Origin of the sequence: Vitiosangium sp. GDMCC 1.1324 (assembly GCF_003044305.1) — a bacterium.
Lineage (GTDB): Bacteria > Myxococcota > Myxococcia > Myxococcales > Myxococcaceae > Archangium.
In genome coordinates, this window is sequence record NZ_PZOX01000001.1 from 834771 (window position 1) to 858143 (window position 23373).

A 23373-nucleotide genomic window follows, 5' to 3' on the forward strand; every position below is an offset into this window, starting at 1 on the left:
CCGGGTCTTCACGGAGACGTCCGAAGTCCTGGGGGAATGACCTGTTGTCCGAAGCAACCTCGGTATCCACATGGGAGGGAGTCGCAATGAACAAGTGGTGCGCAGGAATGCTGGCGGCGGCGCTGATGATGGTGTTTGCCCCCGGGCGATCGGCCTCGGCGGCGGACCCGGTGAAGATTGGCTTTCTGGTGAAGCAGCCGGAGGAGCCGTGGTTCCAGGATGAGTGGAAGTTCGCGTCGATGTCGGCGCAGAAGAACGGCTTCACGCTGGTCAAGATTGGCGTGCCCAGCGGCGAGCAGGTGATGACGGCGATCGACAACCTCCACGCGCAGGGCGCGCAGGGCTTCGTGATCTGTGCGCCGGACGTCAAGCTGGGGCCGGGCATCGTCGCCAAGGCACGTGCCCATGGCCTCAAGCTCATGTCGGTGGACGACCGCCTCCAGGATGGCAAGGGCCAGCCCATCGAGTCCGTCCCCCACATGGGCATCTCGGCGTACAACATCGGCAAGCAGGTGGGCGAGGCGATCGCCGCGGAGATCAAGAAGCGCGGCTGGAACCCGAGCGAGGTCGGCGCGCTGAAGATCTCCTACGAGCAGCTCCCCACCGCGCATGACCGCGCCCAGGGCGCCATCGACGCGCTGAAGGCCGCGGGCTTTCCGGTCGCCAACCTCGTTGACGCGCCGCAAGCCAAGACCGATACTGAAAACGCTTTCAATGCGGCCAACATCGCCATCACCAAGCACCCGAACTTCAAGAACTGGGTGGCGTTCGGACTCAATGACGAGGCCGTGCTGGGAGCGGTGCGCGCGGCCGAGCAGCGCGGCTTTGCCGCCGACAAGATGATTGGCATCGGCATCGGCGGCAGCAGGGCGGCCACCAACGAGTTCGCCAAGGCGAAGCCGACCGGCTTCTTCGGCAGCATCCTGATCAGCCCGAAGCGCCATGGCCTCGAGACCTCGGACCAGATGTACCTCTGGATCACCAAGGACCAGAAGCCGCCGATGCTCACCCTGACCGACGGCATGCTGATGACGCGGAGCAACACCACCGAGGTCCGTATGGCGATGGGGCTCGACGCCAATCCCTGACGGAGCGGCGGCCTTGGCGCACGGGTGGTAGCGCCAGGGTCTCTCCGCCTGGCCATCCACGATGGGCAGCTCGACTGGAGGCGGCACATGTCTGCCTTTTTGCGGTTCGACAGCGTCAGCAAGACCTTTCCCGGCGTGCGCGCGCTGGACGGCGTGAGCTTTGACGCACACGCTGGCGCGGTGCATGGCCTGCTCGGCGAGAACGGTGCCGGCAAGTCGACGCTGCTCAAGATCCTGGGTGGCCAATACCAGCCAGACGCCGGGCGCATCCTTCTGGATGGCCGTCCGGTGCGTTTCGCCACGCCCGCAGCCGCCATCGCCGCGGGCGTCGCCATCATCCATCAGGAACTGCAATACGTTCCGGACATGAGCGTCACCGAGAACCTGCTGCTCGGGCGCATGCCCCACCGGTTCGGTGTGGTGCGGCACGGCGAGGCACACCGCTTCGTGCGTGAGCGGCTCACGGCGATGGGGGTCGATCTGGATCCGCGCGCACGGCTCGGTCAGCTCTCCGTCGCCCAGCGGCAGATGGTGGAGATCTGCAAGGCCCTGCTGCGCAACGCGCAGGTGATTGCCTTCGATGAGCCGACCAGCAGCCTGTCCCACGGCGAGACCGAGATCCTGTTCCGCCTGGTAGCCGACCTCAAGGCCGCCGGCAAGACGCTGATCTACATCTCCCACCGGCTGGATGAGATCTACCGGCTGTGTGACGCCTGCACCATCTTCCGTGATGGCCGCCGTGTCTCCACCCACGCCAACCTCACCGGGGTGACGCGCGACGCCCTGGTCAGCGAGATGGTCGGCCGCGAGATCAACGACATCTACGGCTATCGCGCACGCCCCGCGGGGGAGGTGCGCCTCTCCGTGGACCTCGTGGCCGGTCCTTCGCTTGCGGCTCCGGCCAGCTTCGAAGTCAGCGCCGGAGAGATCCTCGGCTTCTTCGGACTGGTCGGAGCCGGCCGCAGCGAGCTGATGCGCCTGGTCTACGGTGCCGACCGCCGCACGGCCGGCGAGGTGCGCCTGGACGGTGCTCCGGTGCGCATCCGCCACCCTAGCGACGCCATCGCTCACGGCCTCGTGCTGTGCCCGGAGGACCGCAAGGAGGAGGGCATCATCGCTGACAGCTCGGTCAGCGAGAACATCAACATCAGCTGCCGCCGGCACTATCTGCGCGGGGCCTTGTTCCTCGACAAGGGCCGCGAGGCACGCACGGCGGATGACTTCATCCAGCGCCTGCGCATCAAGACGCCGAACCGCCGTCAGCACGTGCGCTTTCTTTCCGGAGGCAACCAGCAGAAGACCATCCTCTCTCGCTGGCTGGCCGAGCCCGGGCTCAAGGTGATGATCCTGGACGAGCCCACGCGCGGCATCGACGTGGGCGCCAAGCATGAGATCTACCAGGTCATCTACCAGCTCGCCGAGCGGGGCGTGGCGATCGTCGTGGTCTCCAGCGAGCTGCCCGAGGTCCTCGGTATCTCCGACCGCGTCGTGGTGATGCGCGAGCGCCGCATCGCCGGAGTGCTCTCCCGGGAGCAGGCCAACGAGCGCAGCGTGCTGCGGCTCGCACTGCCCGCCGATTCCGCCGCCGCGTAAGCCCCCACGCGGCTCCCCATCCAGAGGCCCCCATGTCCGTCCAACCCAAGATCACCGCCGATCTCGAACCCGAGGTTCCCCCCGCCCGCGAGCCGGTGCAGCCGGGTCCATCGCGCCGTACCGAGCTGACGGCGGCCCTGGCCGACTACAGCCTGGTGCTGCTGTTCGCCGCCGTCTTCGTCGCGCTCTCGTTCACCGTCGACCACTTCTTCTCGGTCGAGAACATGCTCGGGCTGGCGCTCTCGGTGTCGCAGATCGGCATGGTCGCCTGCACGATGATGTTCTGCCTCGCCTCGCGCGATTTCGATCTCTCGGTGGGCTCGACGGTGGCCTTCGCTGGCGTGCTCTGCGCGATGATCCTCGAGGCGACGGACAGCCTGTTCCTCGCCATCGGCGGCGCCGTGCTGGCCGGCGCGGTGATTGGCTTCATCAACGGCGCGGTGATCGCCTATCTCCGCATCAACGCCCTCATCACCACGCTGGCGACCATGGAGATCGTGCGCGGTCTCGGCTTCATCGTCTCGCACGGCCAGGCGGTGGGCGTTTCCAATGAGCAGTTCATCGAGCTGGGCATCGTCTCCTTGTTCGGCATCGCGGTGCCCATCTGGGTGACGCTGGGCTGTTTCATCGGCTTCGGAGTGCTGCTCAACAACACGCTCTACGGCCGCAACACGCTGGCCATTGGCGGCAACCCTGAGGCTTCCCGTCTGGCGGGCATCCGCGTCGAGCGCACGCGTGTGCTGATCTTCCTGCTCCAGGGCGCGGTGGCCGCGTTCGCCGGGGTCATCCTGGCCTCGCGCATCACCAGCGGGCAGCCGAACGCGGCGCAAGGCTTCGAGCTCAGCGTCATGTCTGGTTGCGTGCTCGGTGGTGTGTCGCTGGCCGGAGGGCGTGCGACCATCTCGGGCGTCGTCGTCGGCGTGCTCATCATGGGCACGGTCGAGAACGTGATGAACCTGCTCAACATCGACGCCTTCTATCAATACCTCGTGCGCGGAGCGATCCTGCTGATCGCCGTGCTCTTGGACCAACTGAAGAACCGGGGCCGCCAGGCCTGAGCAGGGAAGGGAATCGGAATGTCATTCGCGACGTATCCAAGTCTGCGCGACCGCGTCGTGCTCATCACCGGCGGTGCTACGGGCATCGGTGAGTCCATGGTCGAGGCGTTCGCCGGACAGGGCGCGAGGGTCGGCTTCCTCGACATCGATCGCTCCGCGGGGCTTGCGCTCGCCGAGCGTCTCGCCGGCAGCCATCATCCGCCGTTGTTCCTGGCGTGTGACCTCACCGATCTCACCGCCCTCGGCACCGGGATCGCCCAGGTGCGGGAGCGGCTCGGCCCGATCTCCGTGCTGATCAACAACGCCGCCAATGATGTGCGTCACACGCTCGAGGACACCACCCCGGAGAGCTTCGACCGGGGGATCGCGGTCAACCTGCGCCACCAGTTCTTCGCCACCCAGGCGGTGGTCGAGGACATGAAGAATGCAGGGGGTGGCTCGGTGATCTGTTTTGGCTCCACCGGCTGGATGCAGAAGAACGCCGGCTACCCCGTCTACGCCACTGCCAAGGCCGCGGTCCATGGCCTGGTCAACGGCCTTGCCCGGGACCTCGGCAAGCACCGCATCCGCATCAACGCCCTGGTACCGGGTTGGGTGATCACCGAGAAGCAGCGGCGCCTGTGGCTGGACGAGGAAGGCAAGCGCGAGATCGCGCGGGCGCAGTGCCTCCCCGGCTACCTGATGGCCGAGGACGTGGCGCGCACCGCGCTGTTCCTCGCCGCGGATGACAGCCGGATGTGCACGGGACAGGACTTCATCGTGGACGGAGGCTGGGTATGAGCGTGCCCTCTCCGGCCCTGTTGGGCCGCCCGCTGCTCGAGGTTGGCAACACGCTCGGCGAAGGCGTGACGTGGTGCGACCGCGAGCAGGTGCTGTATTGGACAGACATCCACGGGTCCACGTTGTGGCGCTACCGCCCATCCGACGGTGCCGTGCGCAAGTGGCAGCTGCCCGATCGGTTGGGCTCATTTGCGCTCTGCGCGGAGCCGGGTTGGTTGCTGCTGGCGCTCGCCAAGAAGCTCGTCTTCTTCCACCTGCAGAGCGAGCGCTGCTTCGACCTGCACCTGGTCGAGCCCGGGCTCGAAACACGCTCGAACGACGGCGCCTGTGACCGCCAGGGGCGGTTCGTCTTCGGCACCCTGCACGAGGTCTCCGAGAAGCAACCGGTGGGTGGCTTCTACCGCCTGAATGCCGATCTCACGCTGGAGCGCCTGCCACTGCCCGGCGCCTCCATCAGCAATGCGATCGCTTTCAGCCCCGACGGCGGCACGATGTACTACCACTGTGGTCCTCATGATCTGACCATCCGCTGCTGCGACTACCGCGCGGATGGCACGATCGACAATCATCGCGTCTTCGTCGATCTCCGCGACGAGCCCGGCGCCCCGGATGGCTCGGCAGTGGATTCCGAGGGCGGCGTGTGGAACGCGAAGTGGGGTGCCTGGCGGGTGGTGCGCTACCGGCCCGATGGCACAGTGGACCGTGTGCTCCAGGTGCCGGCGTCGCAGCCGACCCGCGGCACTTTTGGCGGGCCCAAGCTCGAGGACTTCTACATCACCAGCGCACGTGAAGGGCTCTCCGTGGAGGCCCTGCGCTACGACACCCACGCGGGTGGACTCTTCGCCACCGAGCCTGGTTTCCGAGGGGTGCCAGAGCCGCGTTTCGTCGGCCGGCCACCGGCCCGATGACATCCACCCCGAGCGTGCCCCGGTCCCATGAGCGGGGAGAGGAAGCCATGAAGGAATTGGAGACAAAGCTCGCCCGGGTCCGGGCCATCCTGGAGAAACACGCGCTGGGCGCGGTGCGCCTGCGCGGGACGGACTGGTTCGCCTGGGCCACCTGCGGCGGATCGAACACCGTGCTGCTCGCGGCCGAGACGGGCGTGGCGGAGGTGCTTGTCTCTCGTGACGGGGCCTGGGTGCTGACGGACGCCATCGAGGCGGAGCGGCTCGAAAAGGAGGAGGTGCCCGTTGGCCTGCCCATCTGGTCCGGCCCGTGGGCGGAGCGCGCGCGGCGCGAGGGCTTCGTCGCGGAGCGGAGTGGCGCCGGGCCCGTGGCCTCGGATCGCCCCGAGGGACGGGAGGTTCCTCTGCCCGCCGAGCTGATGGCGGTACGCAGCTCGCTGATGCCCGAGGAGCTCGTTCGCTACCGGGCCTTGGGACGCGATGCGGCGGAGGCCATGACGGAGGTGCTGGGCGCGGCCAGGCCGGAGTGGACGGGCTGGCAGCTCGCGGGCGCGGGCGCGGAAGCGCTGTGGGCCCGAGGCATCCATCCCGCCCTCGTCCTGGTGGGGGAAGCGCGGCGGCTTCCGGTGTACCGCCATCCCACGGCCAGCGCGGAGCGGCTCGGGGAGCGGGCCATGCTCGTCTTCTGTGCGCGCCGGCATGGGCTGTACGCCAACCTCACCCGGTTCGTGTCCTTCCGTGCTCCGACGGGTGAGGAGCGCCGGCTGTTGGCGGATGTGGCTCGCGTGGAGGCAGCCGCCTTCCAGGCGTCACGGCCGGGAGAGACGCTCGGGGTCGTCTACGCCGCCATCGTCCGGAGCTACGCGGAGCGCGGTCATCCCGGCGCGGAGGCCTTTCACCATCAGGGGGGCTCGTGCGGTTACCTCGCGCGCGACGTGGTGGCGGGGCCTGGTTCGAAGGTGGTGCTGCAGCCGGGCAATGCCGTGGCGTGGAACCCGTCGCTGCCGGGCATGAAGATCGAAGACACCGCCGTCCTCACGGATGACGGAATTGAATTGCTCACCGTGGATCCTCGCTGGCCCACCTTCGAGGTGGATGGGTACGCCCGGCCCGATATCCAGGTGCGCTGATGCAGTGGATGTCCATCAACCCGGCGGCCCCGGCAGGACGCCGCCATTCGAGAAGGGAACGACACATGAGGTGGATGATCGCCGTTGCGCTGCTCTCCCTGGTCGGCTGTAAGCAGCAGTCTTCCGAGCCACAGCAGCAACCCGCTGGGTCGCCGCCGGCCGCGGCCCGGAAGCTCACCATCGGGTTTTCGCAGGTAGGTGCCGAGAGCGCCTGGCGCACCGCGGAGACGAAGTCCATCCGGGGCGAGGCCGAGAAGCGCGGAGTTGAACTCAAGTTCTCGGACGCGCAGGGCAAGCAGGCCAACCAGATCAACGCGATCAGCTCCTTCATCGCGCAGAAGGTGGATGCCATCGTGCTCGCCCCGGTCGTCGAGACCGGCTGGGAGCCCGTGCTGACCCAGGCCAAGGAGGCCAACATCCCGGTCATCCTCGTCGACCGTGGCATCAAGGTGAGCGACGAGAGCCTCTACACCACGCTGATCGCCAGCGACTTCGTGGAAGAGGGGAAGATGGCGGCCGAGTGGCTCGCGAAGAAGACGAACGGCAAGGCCCGCATCTTCGAGCTCCAGGGCACCACCGGCGCCGCCCCGGCCATTGATCGCAAGAAGGGCTTCGAGGCGGCGCTCAAGAACTACCCCGAGATGACCATCGTCAAGAGCCAGAGCGCCGACTTCACCCGCGCCAAGGGCAAGGAGGTCATGGAGGCCTTCATCAAGTCGGATCGCGAGAACATCCAGGCCGTCTACGCCCACAACGATGACATGGCGCTCGGCGCCATCCAGGCGCTCGAGGAGGCCGGCATGAATCCGGGCAAGGACGTCACGCTGATCTCGATCGACGGTGTGAAGGGGGCTTTCGAGGCCATGATCGCGGGCAAGCTCAACGCCACCGTCGAGTGCAACCCGCTGATGGGCGCCACCGTCTTCGACACGGTCGCCAAGGTCCGCGCTGGCGAGAAGGTCCCGAAGTTCATCCAGAGCAAGGACCAGCTCTTCGAGCAGTCCACCGCCGCCCAGGTCATCAGCTCCCGTGAGTACTGAGCCGGTCCTCATCGCACGAGGGATCGAGAAGCGCTTCCCCGGGGTCCATGCCCTCTGTGGCGTGGACCTCGAGGTACGAGCGGGAGAAGTGCATGCGCTGATGGGGCAGAACGGCGCGGGCAAGTCGACGCTCATCAAGATCCTGACCGGGGTCTACTCGCGCGACGGGGGAACCCTCTCCCTGGAAGGGCGCGACTTCCGCCCCACCTCGCCGGGCGATGCCCAGCGCAAGGGCATCAGCACCATCTACCAGGAAGTGAACCTCGTCCCGACCCTGTCCGTGGCGGAGAACCTGTTCCTGGGCCGCGCGCCCCGGCGCTGGTTTGGCATCGACTGGCGCGCCATGCGGCGCAAGGCGGAGGAGCTCCTCGCGTCCTTCGACCTGCAGGTCAACGTCGAGCAGCCGGTGGGATCCCTCTCGGCCGCGATCCAGCAGCTCATCGCGATCGCCCGCGCCGTCCAGACGGACGCGCGAGTCATCATCATGGACGAGCCGACCTCGAGCCTGGACCGTCATGAGACGGAGCTGCTGCTGGACATCATCGGGCGGTTGAAGGCCCGGGGCATCGGCATCGTCTTCGTCAGCCACTTCCTCGATCAGGTCTACAAGGTCAGCGACCGCATCACGGTCCTGCGCAACGGCACGCTCGTGGGGACGTTCGATGCCTCCCAGCTCTCGCGTCTCGAGCTCGTCACCCTCATGCTGGGCAAGCTCCCCGAGGAGGTCTCGCTCCCACCGCGCACCGAGGACAAGCTGTCCGCGGTGGTCTCCGCCCGGGATCTGTCCCGGAAGGGCGTGGAGCCGTTCGATCTGACCCTGCACGAGGGCGAGGTGGTCGGGTTCGCGGGCCTCCTGGGCTCCGGACGCACGGAGGCCGCCCGTCTGCTCTTCGGCGCCGATCGCGCGAGGAGTGGCACGGTGAACGGTGCGATTCCGACGAGCCCCCGGCAGGCCATCGAGCAGGGCGTGGCGTTCTGCCCCGAGGACCGCAAGGCGGAGGGCATCATCCCCGACCTCTCCGTGCGCGAGAACATCGCGCTGGTCGTCCAGCGGAAGCTGGGCTTCACCATCTCCCGCGCACAGCAGGAGCGGCTGGCCCAGGAGCTCGTGACGAAGCTGGGCATCAAGACGCCCTCGGTCGAACAGCCCGTCCGGCTGCTGAGCGGCGGGAACCAGCAGAAGGTCATCCTCGCCCGGTGGCTGGCGTATGACCCGCGCGTGCTGATCCTCGACGAGCCGACCCGAGGCATCGACGTGGGCGCGAAGACGGAAATCGAGCGCCTCATCCATGAGCTTTCCCAGAGAGGGCTCGCGGTCCTCTTCATCTCGGCCGCACTGGAAGAGGTGCTCCGGCTCTCCCACCGCATCGCCGTCTTCCGGGACCGGAAGAAGGTCGGCGAGCTCTCCAGCGCGACGCTTCCCGAGGTCATGAAGCTGATCGCGGGCGAGGAGCATCATGCGCCCTAGGAACTTCTGGCCGCTGGTAGCGCTGGTGGCGCTGCTGGTCTTCAACCTCCTCTTCACCACGGGCTTCGCGCGGATCGAGCTCCGGGACGGCCGGCTCTTCGGCGCGCTCGTCGATGTCTTCCAGAATGGCGCACCCGTCATGCTGCTCGCGGTGGGCATGACGCTCGTGATCGCACTGGGAGGAATCGATCTGTCGGTCGGCTCGGGAATGGCACTGGCCGGGGCGGTCGCGGCGCTCCTGCTGACGGAGCATGGGCAGTCCGCACCCGTGGCGATCGCCGCCGCCCTCGGCATGTCCCTGGTCGTGGGCGCCGTCAACGGGGCGCTCGTCACCTATGGGGGGGTCCAGCCCATCATCGTCACACTCGTGACCCTGGTGATGGGGCGGGGACTGGCGCAGGCGCTCACCCAGGACCAGAAGGTCCGTTTCTCGAACCCGGCCTTCGACTTCCTCGGAAACGGCAGCGTGCTGGGCATCCCGGTGCCGGTCCTCATCGTCGCCGTCGTGGCCTTCATCGTCGCACTGCTGCTGCGGAAGACCGTGACGGGGCTGTACCTGGAAGCCACCGGAGGCAATCCGATGGCGGCCCGGCTGTGCGGTCTGCGGGTCCACACCATCCAGATGACGGCCTACATGACGAGCGCGCTGTGCGCAGGCCTGGCCGGTCTGATCGCGGCGGCCGACATCCAGGAGGCAGACGTGGCCAACAGCGGTCTCTACCTCGAGCTGGATGCCATCCTGGCCGTCGTGTTGGGAGGGACCAGCCTGACGGGTGGCCGCGCCAACCTCGTTGGCTCGCTCATTGGCGCCACCTTCATCCAGACACTCACCATCATGCTCCAGATGCGAGGCGTCATCACCGAGCATACGCTCATCATCAAGTCCATCGTCGCGCTCGGGGTCTGCTTCATGCAGACGGCGGCGTTCGAGCGGCTGGTCCGGCGGTTTCGCGCCGTGGAGGGCGCGTGAGCTTCCTGCGCAAGCATGTGACGGTCGTGGCGGGAGTCCTGGCCTACGTGGTGCTCTACGCCGTCGCGGCGATGAGGTACGACGGCTTCTTCTCGCTGCCAGTCTTCATCAACTTCCTCTCCAACAACGCGGTGCTCGGCATCGTCGCGGTGGGCATGACGTTCGTCATCCTCTCCGGAGGGATCGATCTCTCCGTCGGGGCCGTCATGTCCTTCTCCAGCGTGCTCATCGGGGTCCTCATCATGGACCACCATTGGCACGTCTTCGCCGCGATCGCGGTGACGCTCGCGTGTGCGACTCTCCTCGGGGCCTTGCAGGGCGCCATCATCCACACGACCGGCATCAAGCCGTTCATCGTCACCCTCGCGGGGATGTTCTTCGTCCGGGGCCTGGCCTTCATCATCCACCTGGAATCGATTGCCATCGTGGATGCGCGCCATACCGCCCTCGCGACCCTGCGGCTGGGCCGGCTGCCCCTGACCGCCGTGCTGTTCCTGGCCTTCGTCGCCATCGGCTGGTACGTGGCGGTGCTCACCCCCTTCGGCCGGAACGTCTACGCGCTCGGGGGGAGTGAGGAGGCCGCGCTCCTGATGGGGCTGCCCGTCAAGCGCACGAAGATCGCCGTCTATGCGCTGAGTGGCTTCTGTGCCTCCTTCGCTGGTGCCGCGCTCACCTTCTTCCTGTCGAGCGGTAGCCACCTGGAAGGTGTTGGGATGGAGCTCGACGCGATCGCCACGGTTGTGATTGGCGGAACCCTCCTCGTGGGTGGGGTTGGATCGGTGTTTGGCACGCTCATCGGGGTCTTGATGCTCGGCCTCATCCTGACGTCCATCACGACGTATGAAGGCATGCTGAGCTCGGGGCTGACACGTGTCGCCATTGGGGCGCTTCTGCTCGGGTTCGTGTTGCTGCAGAAGCTACTGACGCGGCGCATGGTCGGAGTGGCGCGGGCAACGTAGGCGGCCAGCGCGACCGCGCGGCCCTCGTTCCCAATGGATGGGATTGATTCCATCTTGAACGGATGGGATTGGTCCCGCTCCCAATGGATGGGATTGGTCCTGCTTCCTCCCAATGGATGGGATTGAACGAGGAGGCTCGTGCGGCCTTGTCGTGTTTAACCGACAATCCTTGATCATATCAGGAATAAGTGGTACCTGTTGCTTTACTGGTATTCCGAGTTTTGAGGGAGGAAGTACCATGAAGCGAGCAGGAACCACGGCTGTAGGAAGAGTTGCTCTGTTGTTGTTGCCGTTACTGTGTGAAGTGTTTCCGATGGGGAACGCGCAGGCGGCCTGGGTGCGCAAGACACCGCCGCTCTCGACACAGTGGACGTCCCAGGTTTCACCTACCAACGCGTTACCGGAGTATCCGCGTCCGCAGTTGGTACGTGCCGACTGGTTGAACCTCAATGGCGAGTGGCAGTTCGCCAATGCCAGCGCGGGACAGACTCCTCCGTTTGGCCAGAACCTGACCGAGAGTGTGCTGGTCCCATTTCCCATCGAGTCCGCGCTGTCCGGCATCCAACGTCACCAGGACCGCATGTGGTACCGGCGCACCTTCACCGTGCCGGCGAGCTGGAGTGGGAAGCGTGTGCAGCTCAACTTCGGCGCGGTCGACTGGGAGGCGACGGTCTACGTCAACGGCCAGTTGGTCGGCTCTCACCAGGGCGGCTATGACGGTTTCAGCTTCGACATCACGGACCGGCTGAACGGAGGCACGAACGAGCTGATCGTCGGGGTGTACGATCCCACCGACGTGGGTGGGCAGCCGATTGGCAAGCAGCGCAACACGCCGAACGGCATCTGGTACACCGCTGCCTCCGGCATCTGGCAGACCGTCTGGCTGGAGCCGACGCCCGCCGCGCGCATCACCCGTCTGGACATGACTCCGGACGTGGCCGGGCAGGCGCTGAGGCTGACGGTCCAGGGCGCGGGCATCAACGGCCAGACCATCGAGGCGGTGGCGTTCGACGGTACCGTGCAGGTGGGCTCCACGACGGGCAACGTGGGCAGTGAGATTCGCATCCCCGTGCCCAACGCCAAGCTCTGGTCGCCCGAGAGTCCCTTCCTCTACGACCTGCGCGTGTCGCTCAAGAGCGGTGCGAACACCGTGGAGCAGGTGACGAGCTACTTCGGAATGCGCTCGGTGGGCCTGAAGCTGGTGGGTGGCGCGCTGCGCCCGGTGCTCAACGGCCAGTTCGTCTTCCAGATCGGCACGCTGGATCAGGGCTACTGGCCGGACGGCATCTACACCGCGCCCACCGACGCGGCGCTGAAGTTCGACATCCAGAAGCACAAGGACCTGGGCTACAACATGCTCCGCAAGCACATCAAGGTGGAGCCGCAGCGCTGGTTCTACTGGGCTGACAAGCTGGGCATCCTGGTCTGGCAGGACATGCCCCTGATGGAGGCCGGCAGGAATCCCTCGACGAGCGCGCGGACGCAGTTCGAGGCGGAGCTGCGCGAGCTGGTGGATGAGCACCGCAGCGCGACCTCGGTCATCACCTGGGTGGTACAGAACGAGGGCTGGGGCCAGTATGACCAGGCCCGGCTCGCCAGCCTCGTGAAGAGCTGGGATCCCAGCCGGCTGGTCGACAACATGAGCGGCATCAACTGCTGTGGCGCGGTCGACGGCGGCAACGGCGATCTGGCGGACTGGCACGTCTATGTCGGTCCGGGCGCGCCTCAGCCCTCGGGCTCGCGAGCGTCCGTGCTGGGCGAGTTCGGCGGTCTGGGTCTGCGGGTGACCGGGCACGAGTGGAGCCCCGGCAATGGCTTTGGCTACGAGATGGTGAGCGACGGCGCGGCGCTGACCACCCGCTACGTTGGCCTCATCCAGCAGGTCCAGACCCTGATGAGCCAGCCCGGTCTGAGTGCAGCGGTCTACACGGAGATCACCGACGTGGAGAACGAGGTCAACGGCATGTTGACCTACGATCGGTCCATCGTGAAGCCGGACGCGACCCAGGTGCGCGCCGCGCATGACAATTTGATCGCCGCGTCGCGCCTGATCAACAACCAGGGGCTGCTGCCGCTCAATCAGTATCGCTCGTTCCAGGTGACGACGCCCGGTTACACCAACCGCTACATCCGACACTACGACAGCCTGGGCGCCACGGAGGTCGTCGACGCCTCGAGCAGCGCCACGCTCAAGCTGGATGCGACCTACAAGATCGTGGCCGGTCTGGCGGATGCGAGCTGCTACTCCTTCGAGTCGCGTAACTACCCCGGCAGCTACCTGCGGCACTCCGCCTCGCGCATCCGCAGGGATGCCCGCGACGGCTCGGCGCTCTTCGATCAGGACGCCACCTTCTGCGCACGCGCCGCGCTCGACGGCTCCGGCAACTTCTCGCTGGAGTCGAAGAACCTGGCCGGCTCCTATCTCCGCCACCGCAACTCCGAGCTGTGGGTCGATTCCTTCACGGACACCCAGGGCTTCCGGCAGGACGCGACCTGGGCCCTGGTGGGGCCCTGGTGGAAGAGTGGCGCGGACCTGGCGGTGAACACGTACAAGTCGTTCCAGGTGGTGACGCCGGGTTACACCGACCGCTATGCGCGCCACCGCGACGCGCTGGGCTGGACCGAGGTGGTGACCAGCAGCAGCGACAGCACGCTCAAGCAGGACGCGACGTTCAAGATCGTTCCAGGACTGGCTGACTCGAGCTGCTACTCCTTCGAGTCGCGCAACTACCCGGGCCAGTACCTGCGGCATGCCTCCGACCGCATCCACAAGGATCCGCGCGATGGCTCGACGCTCTTCGATATGGACGCCACCTTCTGCGCGCAGCCGGGGCTCTATGGCAGTGGTGTCTCGTTCGAGTCCTACAACTACCCGGGCCGCTACATCCGTCACTACGCCTCCGAGCTGTGGAGCGCCAGCGGTGGTGGCGGCACCTGGAATTCCTCCACCAACTTCAGCGCGGATGTGAGCTGGAGCGTGGTCGCCCCCTGGGCGCCCTGAGCCCCAGGGCTCCCTGATGTAGAGGGGCGCCGGACGAGAGGCTTCTGTCTGCTTCCCGTCTGGCGCCCCGAGTCCCGTCACGGATTGAGCACGGGCGGGGCTCTTGTGACCCGAGTCACTTCCCCGAATGCCTGCCTGGAGGACGGGCAGGGCGGCTCCGCCACAGCGTGAGCCTTCCTCACCAATCCGGCGGGCGCGCTCCATCCCGAGGACCGCGCAGTCGAGGTGGGGGCGATTTTGTCTGGCACTCTCAAAGTCCTCCATGGAGTCCTCCATGAGGGGTGAAGGCATGTTCCCACGGACCTTGCGCGTACTGGTCCGCGGACGGGGGCGGTCGGCGCTCTGGCTGTTGCCGGTGGGGCTGATCGCGGTCTGGGCCGTCTGGTTCTTCCGGGCGCACGTCACCGTCTACGAGCGCAGCGTCCAGGCACAGCTGGAAGTCCATCGCGAGGTGTACTCGATTGATGCACCCGTGGCGGGGCGGGTGGTGTCGACGCAGGTGGAGCTTCACCGCCCCGTGCGTACCGGGGAGGTCCTCGTCGAGCTGGACCGGGAGAACGAGACGCGGCGGCTCGCGGAGGCGGAGGCCGCGCTTCAAGGATTGGGGCCGCAGCTCGAAGCCGCGCGCGCGGAGCTCGAGGGCGAGCAGCGTGGGCTGGTGGAGCAGAAGGGGCAGGGGGTCGCCGGCGTGGAGGAGGCTCGGGCCCGGCTCGTCGATGCCGAAGCGGCCTCGCGGCGGGCCCAGGAGGATGCGGCGAGCACCGAGCAGCTCTGGAAGCGCGGGGTGGTGAGCGAGATGGAGTGGAGCAGGTTCCGCACGGAGCGGGATCGCTCGCAGGCCGCGGCGGAGGCCGCGCGTGCCGCGTTGTCGCGCGTGAGATCGGAAGGGACGGTGCAGTCCACCGAGCGGCGCACCCGCATCGCCGCGCTGCAGGGGGAGATTGCCAAGCTCGAGGCGAACCAGAGCGTCTCGCGTGCCAACGTGGAGAGCCTGCGCGCGGACGTGGAGAGCCGTCTCGTGCGTGCACCGGCGGATGGGGTGCTCGGCGAGACGAGCTCCGTGCGAGTGGGTGCGCAGGTCAAGCCCGGGGACCCCATCGCGACCGTCGTCGCGGGTGGACCCGTGCGCATCGTCGCCCAGTTCTCCCCGGAGGCCCTGGGGCGCATCCGTGAGGGATACCGGGCGCGCATGCGGCTGGAAGGTTTCTCCTGGACCGAGTTTGGCATGCTCGAGGGCACGGTGACGGCGGTGGCGAGTGAGGCGCGTGATGGTCTGGTGCGCGTCGAGCTCTCGGTGGATTCGCTACCTCCAGGCATTCCGCTCGAGCATGGCCTGCCGGGCGTCGTGGACGTCGCCGTGGAGCAGTCCACGCCGTCGTGGCTCGTGCTTCGCGCCGTGGGGCGGGCGCTCAACGGACCGGCTCGGGACCCCAGGGCTTCGCAGGTCCAAGGTGTGACGGAGTTGCCGAAGGGCGGCGGGAGCTGAGCTCATGACGGGTGCACCACGTCTTTTCGTCCCGGAGGTCATCCAGACGTCGGCCATGGACTGCGGTCCGGCGGCCCTCAAGGCCTTGCTCGATGGCTTTGGCGTGCCGGTCAGCTATGGACGGCTTCGAGAGGCCTGCCAGACCGACATCGACGGTACGTCCGTGGATGTGCTCGAGGAGATGGCCATCAGGCTGGGATTGGATGCCGAGCAGAGCATGCTCCCGCATGATCAAGTGCTCCTCCCCGAGACCGGGGCGCTGCCAGCGATTGCGGTGGTGAGGCTCGCGAACGACAACCTCCACTTCGTGGTGCTCTGGAAGCGATCGGGCAACTTCGTTCAAATCATGGATCCGGCGCAGGGGCGCCGGTGGGTGTCCGTGACCGAGCTGCTCGGCCGGCTCTTCGTGCACGCGATGCCTGTGTCCGCCGAGGCGTTCCGCGAGTGGGCCGGCACGGAAGAGTTTCTCGCGGGGCTGCGCAGCAGGGTGTCAGCGCTCGTCCCTGGGCCCTTGTCGGAGCGGCTCGTCGCCGATGCCCTCGGAGACCCCACCTGGAAGGGCCTGGCCTGTCTGGATGCGACGGTGCGGTTGGTGCAGACGCTCGTGGAGGGCGGCGGTATCGAGCGGGGTGCACCGGTGGCGGGGTTCGTCGAACAACTCCTGCGCGAGGTGCGCACAGCACTGGAAGAGGGGCGCGCCCTGGAGCTCATTCCCCCCGCCTACTGGACGGCGGTGGGAAGGCCCGACAGTGAGCAGCTCATCTTGCGTGGAGCCGTGTGCGTTCATGCCAGGGGGCTGCGCCGCGAGAGAGGGGACGATGAGCCTCCGCTGCCGCCCGAGCTCAAGGCTGCCTTGAGCGAGGCTCCCACCCGCCCCCTGCGCGAGCTCGTGGCGTTGTTGCGCCGGGATGGGGTGCTCACCCCGGTGGTGCTCGCCGCCATCGGGATGACCGCGGCGGTGGGCGGTTTCGTGGAGGCACTGCTCCTGCGCGGTGTCATCGATGCGGGGCGCTATCTCACGACCGCGGAGCAGCGGATCGCCGGCGTCGTGACGCTGCTCGCCCTGCTGGGTCTGCTGCTCACGCTGGAGCTGCCACTGTCGTTCGGGACGCTCCGCCTGGGGCGGCGATTGGAGCTCCGTCTCAGGCTTGCGTTTCTCGACAAGATACCGCGCCTGGGGGACCGCTATTTCCGCAGCAGGCTCATCTCGGACATGGCTCAGCGCTGTCATGGCATCCACCTGGTCCGCAACGTGCCCACCCTCGCGGTCCAGGTGCTGCGCGCTTCCGCCGAGCTGATCGTGACGCTCGTGGGGCTGACGTGGTTGGCACCTCGTAGCGCACCGCTGATCTTCCTGGCGGGTGGGTTGGCGCTCGCCATTCCCTTGCTCTCGCAGCGCTCGCTGCTCGAGGCCGATCGCCGGCTGCGGGACTTCGACGGGATGCTCTCGGGCTACTATCTGGATGCCTTGCGCGGGGCCGTGGCCCTGCGGGCCCACCGTGCCGAGTCGACGCTCCGCCGGGCCCAGGAAGAGCCCCTGCAGGAGTACGTCTCCTCGGCTCGCGCGTTGCTGCGCCGTGGCGTCACCGTCGAGGCGATCTCCTCCCTTGCCGCCACCGGAGGCTCGGCCGCGATTGTCCTGCACGCGCTCTCGCAAGGGATACAGCCCGGCGCTGTCCTGCTGCTCGTCTATTGGGCACTGGCCCTGGTGACACTGGGCAGGCAGATCGCCGAGGGGTTGCGTCAGTACCCCGCCGCGTCGTCGCTCACCGGCCGCTTGATCGAGCCGCTGCTCGCCCCGGACGAGGTGGCCACTCCCGTCGCATTGGCCCCGCGGAAGCGGGCGGAGCCGCCAGCGGGCGTGGCCCGGGGGGTCTCCTTCGCGCTGCGCCAGGTGGAGGTGAGAGCCGCAGGCCATACCCTCCTGCAAGGGATTGATGTGTCGGTTCAGCCGGGTGAGCATGTCGCCATCGTTGGCCCCTCGGGCGCTGGAAAGTCATCCCTGGTGGGGCTCCTTCTGGGATGGCACCGGGCGTCCCAAGGCCAGGTCGAGGTGGATGGCGAGCCCCTGGAGGGAGAGGCCCTGTGGCGGTTGAGGCAGGAGACCGCGTGGGTGGAGCCCGAGGTGTCGCTCTGGAACAGATCGATGGTGGACAACCTGGCCTATGGCGTCGAAGCGGACGAGGCGCTGCCACGGGTGGGCCAGGTGCTGCACAAGGCGGACCTCATCGAGCTGATCGACAAGCTGCCCCAGGGGCTTCAGACCCGTCTGGGCGAGAGTGGTGGTCTGCTGTCGGGCGGAGAGGGGCAGCGGGTGCGTCTGGGCCGGGCGCTGCTCCGGCCAGGGGTTCGGCTGGCCATCTTCGACGAGCCATTCCGGGGGCTCGAGCGTGACCGCCGCTCGGCGCTGCTGGAGCGGGCGCGACAGGGTTTCGAGGGAGTCACGCTGCTCTGCATCATGCATGACATCGCGGAGACGCTCTCCTTCGACCGCGTCCTGGTCATCAAGGGCGGGCAGGTCGTCGAGGATGGGGCGCCGCGGGCGCTCGCGGCGCGCGAGGATTCCCACTACCGCTCATTGCTGGAGGAAGAGCAGACGATGCAGCGGGCGTTGTCGGGACGAGAGGGGTGGCGGCGGATTGTCCTGGAGCAAGGCGTGCTCTCCGAGCGGCTCGGGGAGGGGGGCGATCATGGAGACTGATGCTGTGCTGGAGGCGGTGGCCTGGCCGCTCGAGCGCGCGGGCGAGGCCCTGGAAGCATTGGCGCGTGCGGCGCGGCTGCCGCTCCCTCATCCACTCCCAGCCCTCTCGCGCACGGTGCCGGCGGAGCCGGATCGCGTGGGAGAGTGGATGGATACCCTGGCCCAGACCCTCGGGCTCGAGCTGGAGGTGCTCTATACGCGCCATGGCGGAGTCGACAGGGCCCTGGGCCGTGCGGCTCCGGCCCTCGTGGAGATGACGAGCGTCCACGGGCGCGCGGTGATCGCACTGCTTCGCCTGTCTTCCTCGGGGAGGATCGCGCAGGTCATCGCCCCGGACGAGACGCTGCACCGGGTTGACTTCTCCACGTTGGCCGCCGCTGTGCGGGCGCGTGTCGAGCATCAGCAGGGGCCCGTGGCGGAGCGCGTCCTGGAGCGGGCTGGACTGCGGGGACCCCAGCGGGCCATGGCCCGGCAGGCGTTGCTGGGAGCCCAGCTGGCCCAGACCTACCTCTTCGCCGCGCGCAGGCTTCGGCTGCCACCCGGAGCGCGCCTCGTCCATCACCTGCGGGCGCTGCGGGCCGGATGGCGGCTGCTCATGCTCCTGTTGCTGACGGGGCTCATCCAGGTGTGTGTGCTCTCCGGTTGGTGGCTGATGGGGCGGGGCGCATTCGAGGGGCAGCTCGACCCGGGGTGGATCTGGGCCTGGGCCCTCATGGGGTTGACGATGGTCCCGCTCCAGGCGGTGCTGGCCTGGTCGCAGGGAACCCTGGTGATGGAGCTCTCCGCGCTGCTGCGCAGGCAACTGCTGGCGGGGGCGCTCGCGTTGCCCGTGGACCAGGCGCGCCGCGGTGGAATAGGCGAGTACGTCGGGAGGACTTTCGAGAGCGCGGGGATGGAACAGATGGCGCTCGCGGGCAGCTTCACCAGTCTGCTGGCGGTGGTCGATCTGCTGCTGGCGGCGGGGGTGATGCTCACCGGCCCCGCGGGCTGGTACGGATTGGTGGCGCTGGGGGGCTTCTGCTTCGTGCTGGGAGTGCTCGTCGTGCGCCAGTCGTCACGCTTTCGCGAATGGACGGAGGCGCGTATCGGCATGACGCATGCGCTCATCGAGCGCATGCTCGGTCACCGGACGCGGCTCGCACAGGAGCAGCCGGAGAAGTGGCACGTGGAGGAGGACCATGAGCTGGAGCATTACGCCGAGGCCTCCGAGCTGTGGGACTCGGCCACGGCGAGAGTGACGGCGCTCTCCCGGCGGGGACTCCTCCCGGTGGCGATCCTCGCGACGCTCCCGGGTGTGCTCGCGGGAGCCTCGAGCGCGAGGATCGCCGTAGGTGTGGGAGCCGCGCTCATGGCGGCGCGCGCCGTGGGGACGCTGAGCGTTGGAGTCCTCGCCCTCACAGGTGCGCGCGTGTTGTTTCGCAGCGTCCGTCCCATCCTGGACGCCGCGAGGAACTCCAACGCCGAGGTGGGCGCGGTGTCTCCTGTCTCGCCTGGAGCGGCGCTCCCGGAGACACAGGCCCTGCTCGAGGTGCGCGATCTCGTCTTCAAGCATGCGGGGGCTCCACGGGCGGTGCTCGAGCGGGCTTCGCTGGTGGTGCGCGCTGGAGAGCGGCTGCTGCTCGAGGGCCCCTCTGGCTCCGGCAAGTCGACGTTTGCTTCCATCCTGACGGGACTGCGCGGCCAGGGCTCGGGGCTGTTGTTGCTGGGGGGCCTGGACAGGGCGACCTGGACGACGAGCGGGTGGGGCACGCAGATCGCGGGTGCTCCCCAGTTCCACGAGAACCACATCGTGTCCGGTACGTTGGCCATGAACCTGTTGTTGGGACGTACCTGGCCCCCCTCCCTCGAGGACCTGAACAACGCGAGAGCGATCTGTGAGGAGCTGGGGCTGGGGGAGCTGTTGTCGCGGATGCCCTCGGGATTGATGCAGCTGGTAGGGGAGCGCGGTTGGCAGCTCTCGCATGGGGAGCAGAGCCGTGTCTTCCTGGCACGGGCGCTGTTGCAGCGGGCCCGGGTCGTGGTGCTGGACGAATCCTTCGGTGCGCTGGATCCCGTGACGATGCGCAAGGTGATGGCGTGCGTCGAGGCCCGGGCGCCAACGCTCATCGTCATCGCGCATCCGTGAGGGGCAGCGGCTCCTTCATCTCCGCCAGCGGTTCTCCCAGACCAGCTCTTCCAGCGGCCGGCGCGAATCCCAGCCCTCCAGCTCCAGCATCGGCCGCTCATAGAAGGCGTCCACGTGGCCCAGGCACAAGATGGCAATCGGCTCGCTGCCTTCTGGTGCCTCCAACAGCTCCGCCAGCCGGGCGGGCTCGAACAGAGAGACCCAGCCCATGCCAATCCCCTCGGCCCTCGCGGCGAGCCAGAGATTCTGGATGGCGCAACTGGCGGACGCGAGGTCCATGCTCGGCATGGTGCGCCGCCCGAAGACATAGCGCTCACGTCGGTCGGTCAGCGCGACGACCCAGAGCTCGGGGCATTCCTTGATGCCCTCGACCTTGAGGCGCATGAACTCCTCGCCGCGTTCGCCCAGCGCCTCGGCGGTGCGGAGGCGCTCCTGCTCGACCATGCCGGCGATCGCACCGCGCAGCGCCTCATCCGTGATGCGAATGAAGCGCCAGGGCTGCATGAAGCCCACGCTCGGCCCGAGATGCGCCGCACGCAAGAGGCGGGTGATGACCTCGGGATCGATGGGCTCGGGCCGGAAGTGGCGCATGTCCCGGCGCTCGCTGATCGCGCGGTAGACGGCTTCACGCTCCGAGGGAGAAAAGCGGTGTTTCGTCATCGGGGCGCTCCATAGCACCGAAGCGTCAACAGAGGCCGTGACAAGACACCGCCGCGAGCAGGCCCGCTCGGCTACATTCCGCGCTCCACCCCCTGCCGGAGTGTCCGGATGACGAAGCGTTCACCCCTCCTGTTGCTCGTCCTTCCCCTCGTGGTCTGCGCCTGCGCGACGACGGGCCCCCGCATCCCTTCGGGAGAGGTCATCGACATGACCCATCCGTTCGATGAGCAGACCATCTACTGGCCCACGGCGGAGGGCTTCCATCTCCAGAAGGAGTCCTTTGGGCAGACGCCCAAGGGGTACTTCTATGCCGCCAACAGCTTCTCCGCGGCCGAGCATGGCGGGACGCACATCGACTCGCCCATCCACTTCGCGGAAGGGCATCCCTCCGTCGACCAGATCCCGCTCGAACAATTGATGGGAGAGGCCATCCTCATCGACGTGTCGCGGCAGTGCGCGGCGAACCCGGACTACCAGATCTCCCCAGAGGACTTCGTGGGCTGGGAGAAGGAGCATGGGCAGATTCCGAACGGGGCCATCGTCCTGCTGAGGACGGGCTTCGGCACGCGGTGGCCCGACCGCAAGAGCTACCTGGGCACCGACGAGCGTGGCCCGGAGGCGGTCGCGAAGCTCCACTTTCCGGGGCTCCATCCCGATGCAGCCCGGTGGTTGACGGGCAACCGCTCCATCAAGGCCATTGGCCTGGACACGGCGAGCATCGACTACGGCCAGTCGAGCCTCTTCGAGAGCCATCGGGAGCTCTTCGCGCACGACATCCCGGCGTTCGAGAACGTCGCCAACCTCGACCGGCTGCCCGCCAGCGGCTTCGTCGTCATCGCCTTCCCGATGAAGATCAAGGGTGGCAGTGGTGGGCCGCTGCGGATCGCGGCCATCCTCGGCCAGCGGCACTGAAGCCCCTATCGCGCTTCCACGGCGGCCTTGAGCACCGCCGGCTGCTTGCGGATCCCCAGGCTGAGTGGCACGGCCACCAATACGATGGCCGTGGCCACCAGGTAGACGTCGTTGATGCCCGCCACGAACGAGAACAACTCGATGTGACGGCGCTCCGTCATCCCCTGCTGCACGAGCGCCTCCGCTTCTTGGGCCGTGAAGGCGGACAGGAGCGACGTGAAGATGGCAATCGAGAACGCCCCGAACACATTTCGCAACCAGTTGCTGATGGACGAGGCGTGGCCGCTCAGCTCGCGTGAAATCTGCTCCATGCCCGCGTTGCTGGCCGGCATCATGGAGAGGGAGATCCCCACGTTTCGCACCAGCATCCACACCACCATGTAGGTGCGTGGAACGTCCGGCGTCAGACGGCTCAAGGCATATGTGCCTCCCGCGATCAACAGGACACCGGCCGTCATGAGCGTGCTCGGCCCGAGCGTGCCATACAGGCGTCCGACCAGGGGCATCAGGAGCGCCATGGCCAGGGACGCCGGAAGGAGGATCAACCCGGTCTCGAGCGGCGTCACGCCCTGGATCTTCTGCAGGAATACAGGCACGAGGAACGCGCCCGAATACAGGCTGATCGTGATGATGCTCGAGATGATCAGCGTCACCACATAGCGGCCATTCGCGAACACCCGCAGGTCGAGCAGTGGAGCGCTCGTCCTCAATTCCCTGACGACGAAGACGATCAATGACAGCGTCCCGAGTATGAACAGGGACACAGTCTTCACCTCCGTCCAGCCCCAGGCCCTTCCCTGGCTCAGGGCGATCAGGAGCGACAGGGTGCCGGTGATGACGGTGAGCAGTCCGGGGAGATCGAACGCCTTCGGAACTTGCAGGCGGTAGAAGGGAATGGTCCGCACGGCCAGGCCCACGGCGACGAGACCGAGCGGAACGTTGAAGAAGAACAACCACCGCCAGTTGCCCAGGGTGATCAACCAGCCCGCGAAGGTTGGCCCGAACGCGGGAGCGAGGCTCGCCGCCAGGCTCCAGAGACTGGCGGCCAGCGCCTGCCGCTCTCGGGGAATGAGCTGGTAGATGAGCGTCATGGTCACGGGCATGATGGTGCCGCTGAACGCGCCCTGCAGGAACCGGAAGACCACGAGCGAGCGCGTATCCCAGGCCATCCCGCACAGCACGGACGCCAGGATGAAGCCCACCAGGCTGGCCACGTACAGCCATTTGAAACTGAAGCGCCCGCCCAGATAGCCGGTGAGCGGCGCGCTCGTGCCCATGGCGAGCATGAAGCCCGTCAGGGTCCACTGCAGCAGGGAGAGTTCGGCACCGAAATGCCTCTGCAGCTCGGGAATGGCGATCGTGATCGTGCTGGAGCTCAACACGGACATGAACGACCCGACGAAGAGGGCGAACATGAACGGCCAGAACCGGGTGGCTCGTGGCTCTTCGGGTGGGTGCAGGGACATCGGGTTCACTCGCCCTTCGTGAGACGGGGTT

General features: G+C 67.4%; 17 protein-coding genes. 15 read left to right on the forward strand and 2 right to left on the reverse strand.

Going from position 1 to position 23373, the window contains the following annotated elements; translation table 11 throughout:
• The first annotated feature begins 107 nt into the window (after nucleotides 1-107).
• From DAT35_RS03240 to DAT35_RS03305, 14 genes are all read left to right on the forward strand, one after another.
• Nucleotides 108-1088 carry an arabinose ABC transporter substrate-binding protein gene (locus DAT35_RS03240; protein WP_108065632.1) on the forward strand — a complete coding sequence of 327 codons (981 nt, stop codon included), beginning with the start codon at nucleotides 108-110 and terminating at the stop codon, nucleotides 1086-1088.
• 87 nt (nucleotides 1089-1175) lie between these two features.
• Nucleotides 1176-2681 (forward strand): L-arabinose ABC transporter ATP-binding protein AraG, encoded by a 1506-nt coding sequence (araG, locus tag DAT35_RS03245; RefSeq protein WP_108065374.1) that lies wholly within the window; start codon nucleotides 1176-1178, stop codon nucleotides 2679-2681.
• 32 nt (nucleotides 2682-2713) lie between these two features.
• Complete coding sequence (gene araH / locus DAT35_RS03250; RefSeq protein WP_108065375.1) at nucleotides 2714-3739, forward strand: L-arabinose ABC transporter permease AraH; 1026 nt, start codon at nucleotides 2714-2716, stop codon at nucleotides 3737-3739.
• Between the two features lie 18 nt (nucleotides 3740-3757).
• On the forward strand, nucleotides 3758-4519 hold the full coding sequence (locus DAT35_RS03255; protein WP_108065376.1) for an SDR family NAD(P)-dependent oxidoreductase: 762 nt from the start codon (nucleotides 3758-3760) through the stop codon (nucleotides 4517-4519).
• Nucleotides 4516-5427 carry an SMP-30/gluconolactonase/LRE family protein gene (locus DAT35_RS03260; RefSeq protein WP_108065377.1) on the forward strand — a complete coding sequence of 304 codons (912 nt, stop codon included), beginning with the start codon at nucleotides 4516-4518 and terminating at the stop codon, nucleotides 5425-5427. The genes DAT35_RS03255 and DAT35_RS03260 overlap by 4 nt, the downstream gene beginning before the upstream one ends.
• A 47-nt stretch (nucleotides 5428-5474) precedes the next feature.
• Nucleotides 5475-6554: a Xaa-Pro peptidase family protein gene (locus tag DAT35_RS03265; RefSeq protein WP_108065378.1), complete on the forward strand. Its 1080-nt coding sequence runs from the start codon at nucleotides 5475-5477 to the stop codon at nucleotides 6552-6554.
• A gap of 65 nt (nucleotides 6555-6619) precedes the next feature.
• The gene (locus DAT35_RS03270; RefSeq protein ID WP_199242785.1) at nucleotides 6620-7594 is read left to right on the forward strand and encodes an ABC transporter substrate-binding protein; all 975 of its coding nucleotides are present in this window, start codon (nucleotides 6620-6622) and stop codon (nucleotides 7592-7594) included.
• Nucleotides 7584-9062: a sugar ABC transporter ATP-binding protein gene (locus DAT35_RS03275; protein ID WP_108065380.1), complete on the forward strand. Its 1479-nt coding sequence runs from the start codon at nucleotides 7584-7586 to the stop codon at nucleotides 9060-9062. Before DAT35_RS03270 ends, DAT35_RS03275 begins: the two co-directional genes overlap by 11 nt.
• Nucleotides 9052-10032 carry an ABC transporter permease gene (locus tag DAT35_RS03280; protein WP_108065381.1) on the forward strand — a complete coding sequence of 327 codons (981 nt, stop codon included), beginning with the start codon at nucleotides 9052-9054 and terminating at the stop codon, nucleotides 10030-10032. Before DAT35_RS03275 ends, DAT35_RS03280 begins: the two co-directional genes overlap by 11 nt.
• Nucleotides 10029-10991: a sugar ABC transporter permease YjfF gene (locus DAT35_RS03285; RefSeq protein ID WP_108065382.1), complete on the forward strand. Its 963-nt coding sequence runs from the start codon at nucleotides 10029-10031 to the stop codon at nucleotides 10989-10991. Before DAT35_RS03280 ends, DAT35_RS03285 begins: the two co-directional genes overlap by 4 nt.
• A gap of 313 nt (nucleotides 10992-11304) precedes the next feature.
• Entirely contained in the window at nucleotides 11305-13992 is a 2688-nt protein-coding gene (locus DAT35_RS03290) for an AbfB domain-containing protein (RefSeq protein WP_233261272.1), read from the forward strand.
• Nucleotides 13993-14281: 289 nt separating this feature from the next.
• Nucleotides 14282-15478: an HlyD family secretion protein gene (locus tag DAT35_RS03295; RefSeq protein WP_158501530.1), complete on the forward strand. Its 1197-nt coding sequence runs from the start codon at nucleotides 14282-14284 to the stop codon at nucleotides 15476-15478.
• A 4-nt stretch (nucleotides 15479-15482) separates the two neighbouring features.
• A complete protein-coding gene (locus DAT35_RS03300) occupies nucleotides 15483-18179 on the forward strand; it encodes an ATP-binding cassette domain-containing protein (RefSeq protein ID WP_108065385.1) in 2697 nt (898 codons plus the stop codon).
• Nucleotides 18169-20304 carry an ABC transporter ATP-binding protein gene (locus tag DAT35_RS03305; protein ID WP_146209555.1) on the forward strand — a complete coding sequence of 712 codons (2136 nt, stop codon included), beginning with the start codon at nucleotides 18169-18171 and terminating at the stop codon, nucleotides 20302-20304. Before DAT35_RS03300 ends, DAT35_RS03305 begins: the two co-directional genes overlap by 11 nt.
• 15 nt (nucleotides 20305-20319) lie before the next feature.
• Here DAT35_RS03305 and bluB read toward each other — a convergent pair whose 3' ends face one another.
• Nucleotides 20320-20964, reverse strand: coding sequence for a 5,6-dimethylbenzimidazole synthase (bluB, locus tag DAT35_RS03310; protein WP_108065387.1), 645 nt, complete (start codon nucleotides 20962-20964; stop codon nucleotides 20320-20322).
• Between the two features lie 108 nt (nucleotides 20965-21072).
• Between bluB and DAT35_RS03315 the strand changes: the two genes are divergently transcribed.
• On the forward strand, nucleotides 21073-21876 hold the full coding sequence (locus DAT35_RS03315; RefSeq protein ID WP_108065388.1) for a cyclase family protein: 804 nt from the start codon (nucleotides 21073-21075) through the stop codon (nucleotides 21874-21876).
• A gap of 5 nt (nucleotides 21877-21881) precedes the next feature.
• Here DAT35_RS03315 and DAT35_RS03320 read toward each other — a convergent pair whose 3' ends face one another.
• Nucleotides 21882-23342, reverse strand: a complete 1461-nt coding sequence (locus DAT35_RS03320; protein WP_108065389.1) for a DHA2 family efflux MFS transporter permease subunit — start codon at nucleotides 23340-23342, stop codon at nucleotides 21882-21884.
• Nucleotides 23343-23373: the final 31 nt, after the last annotated feature.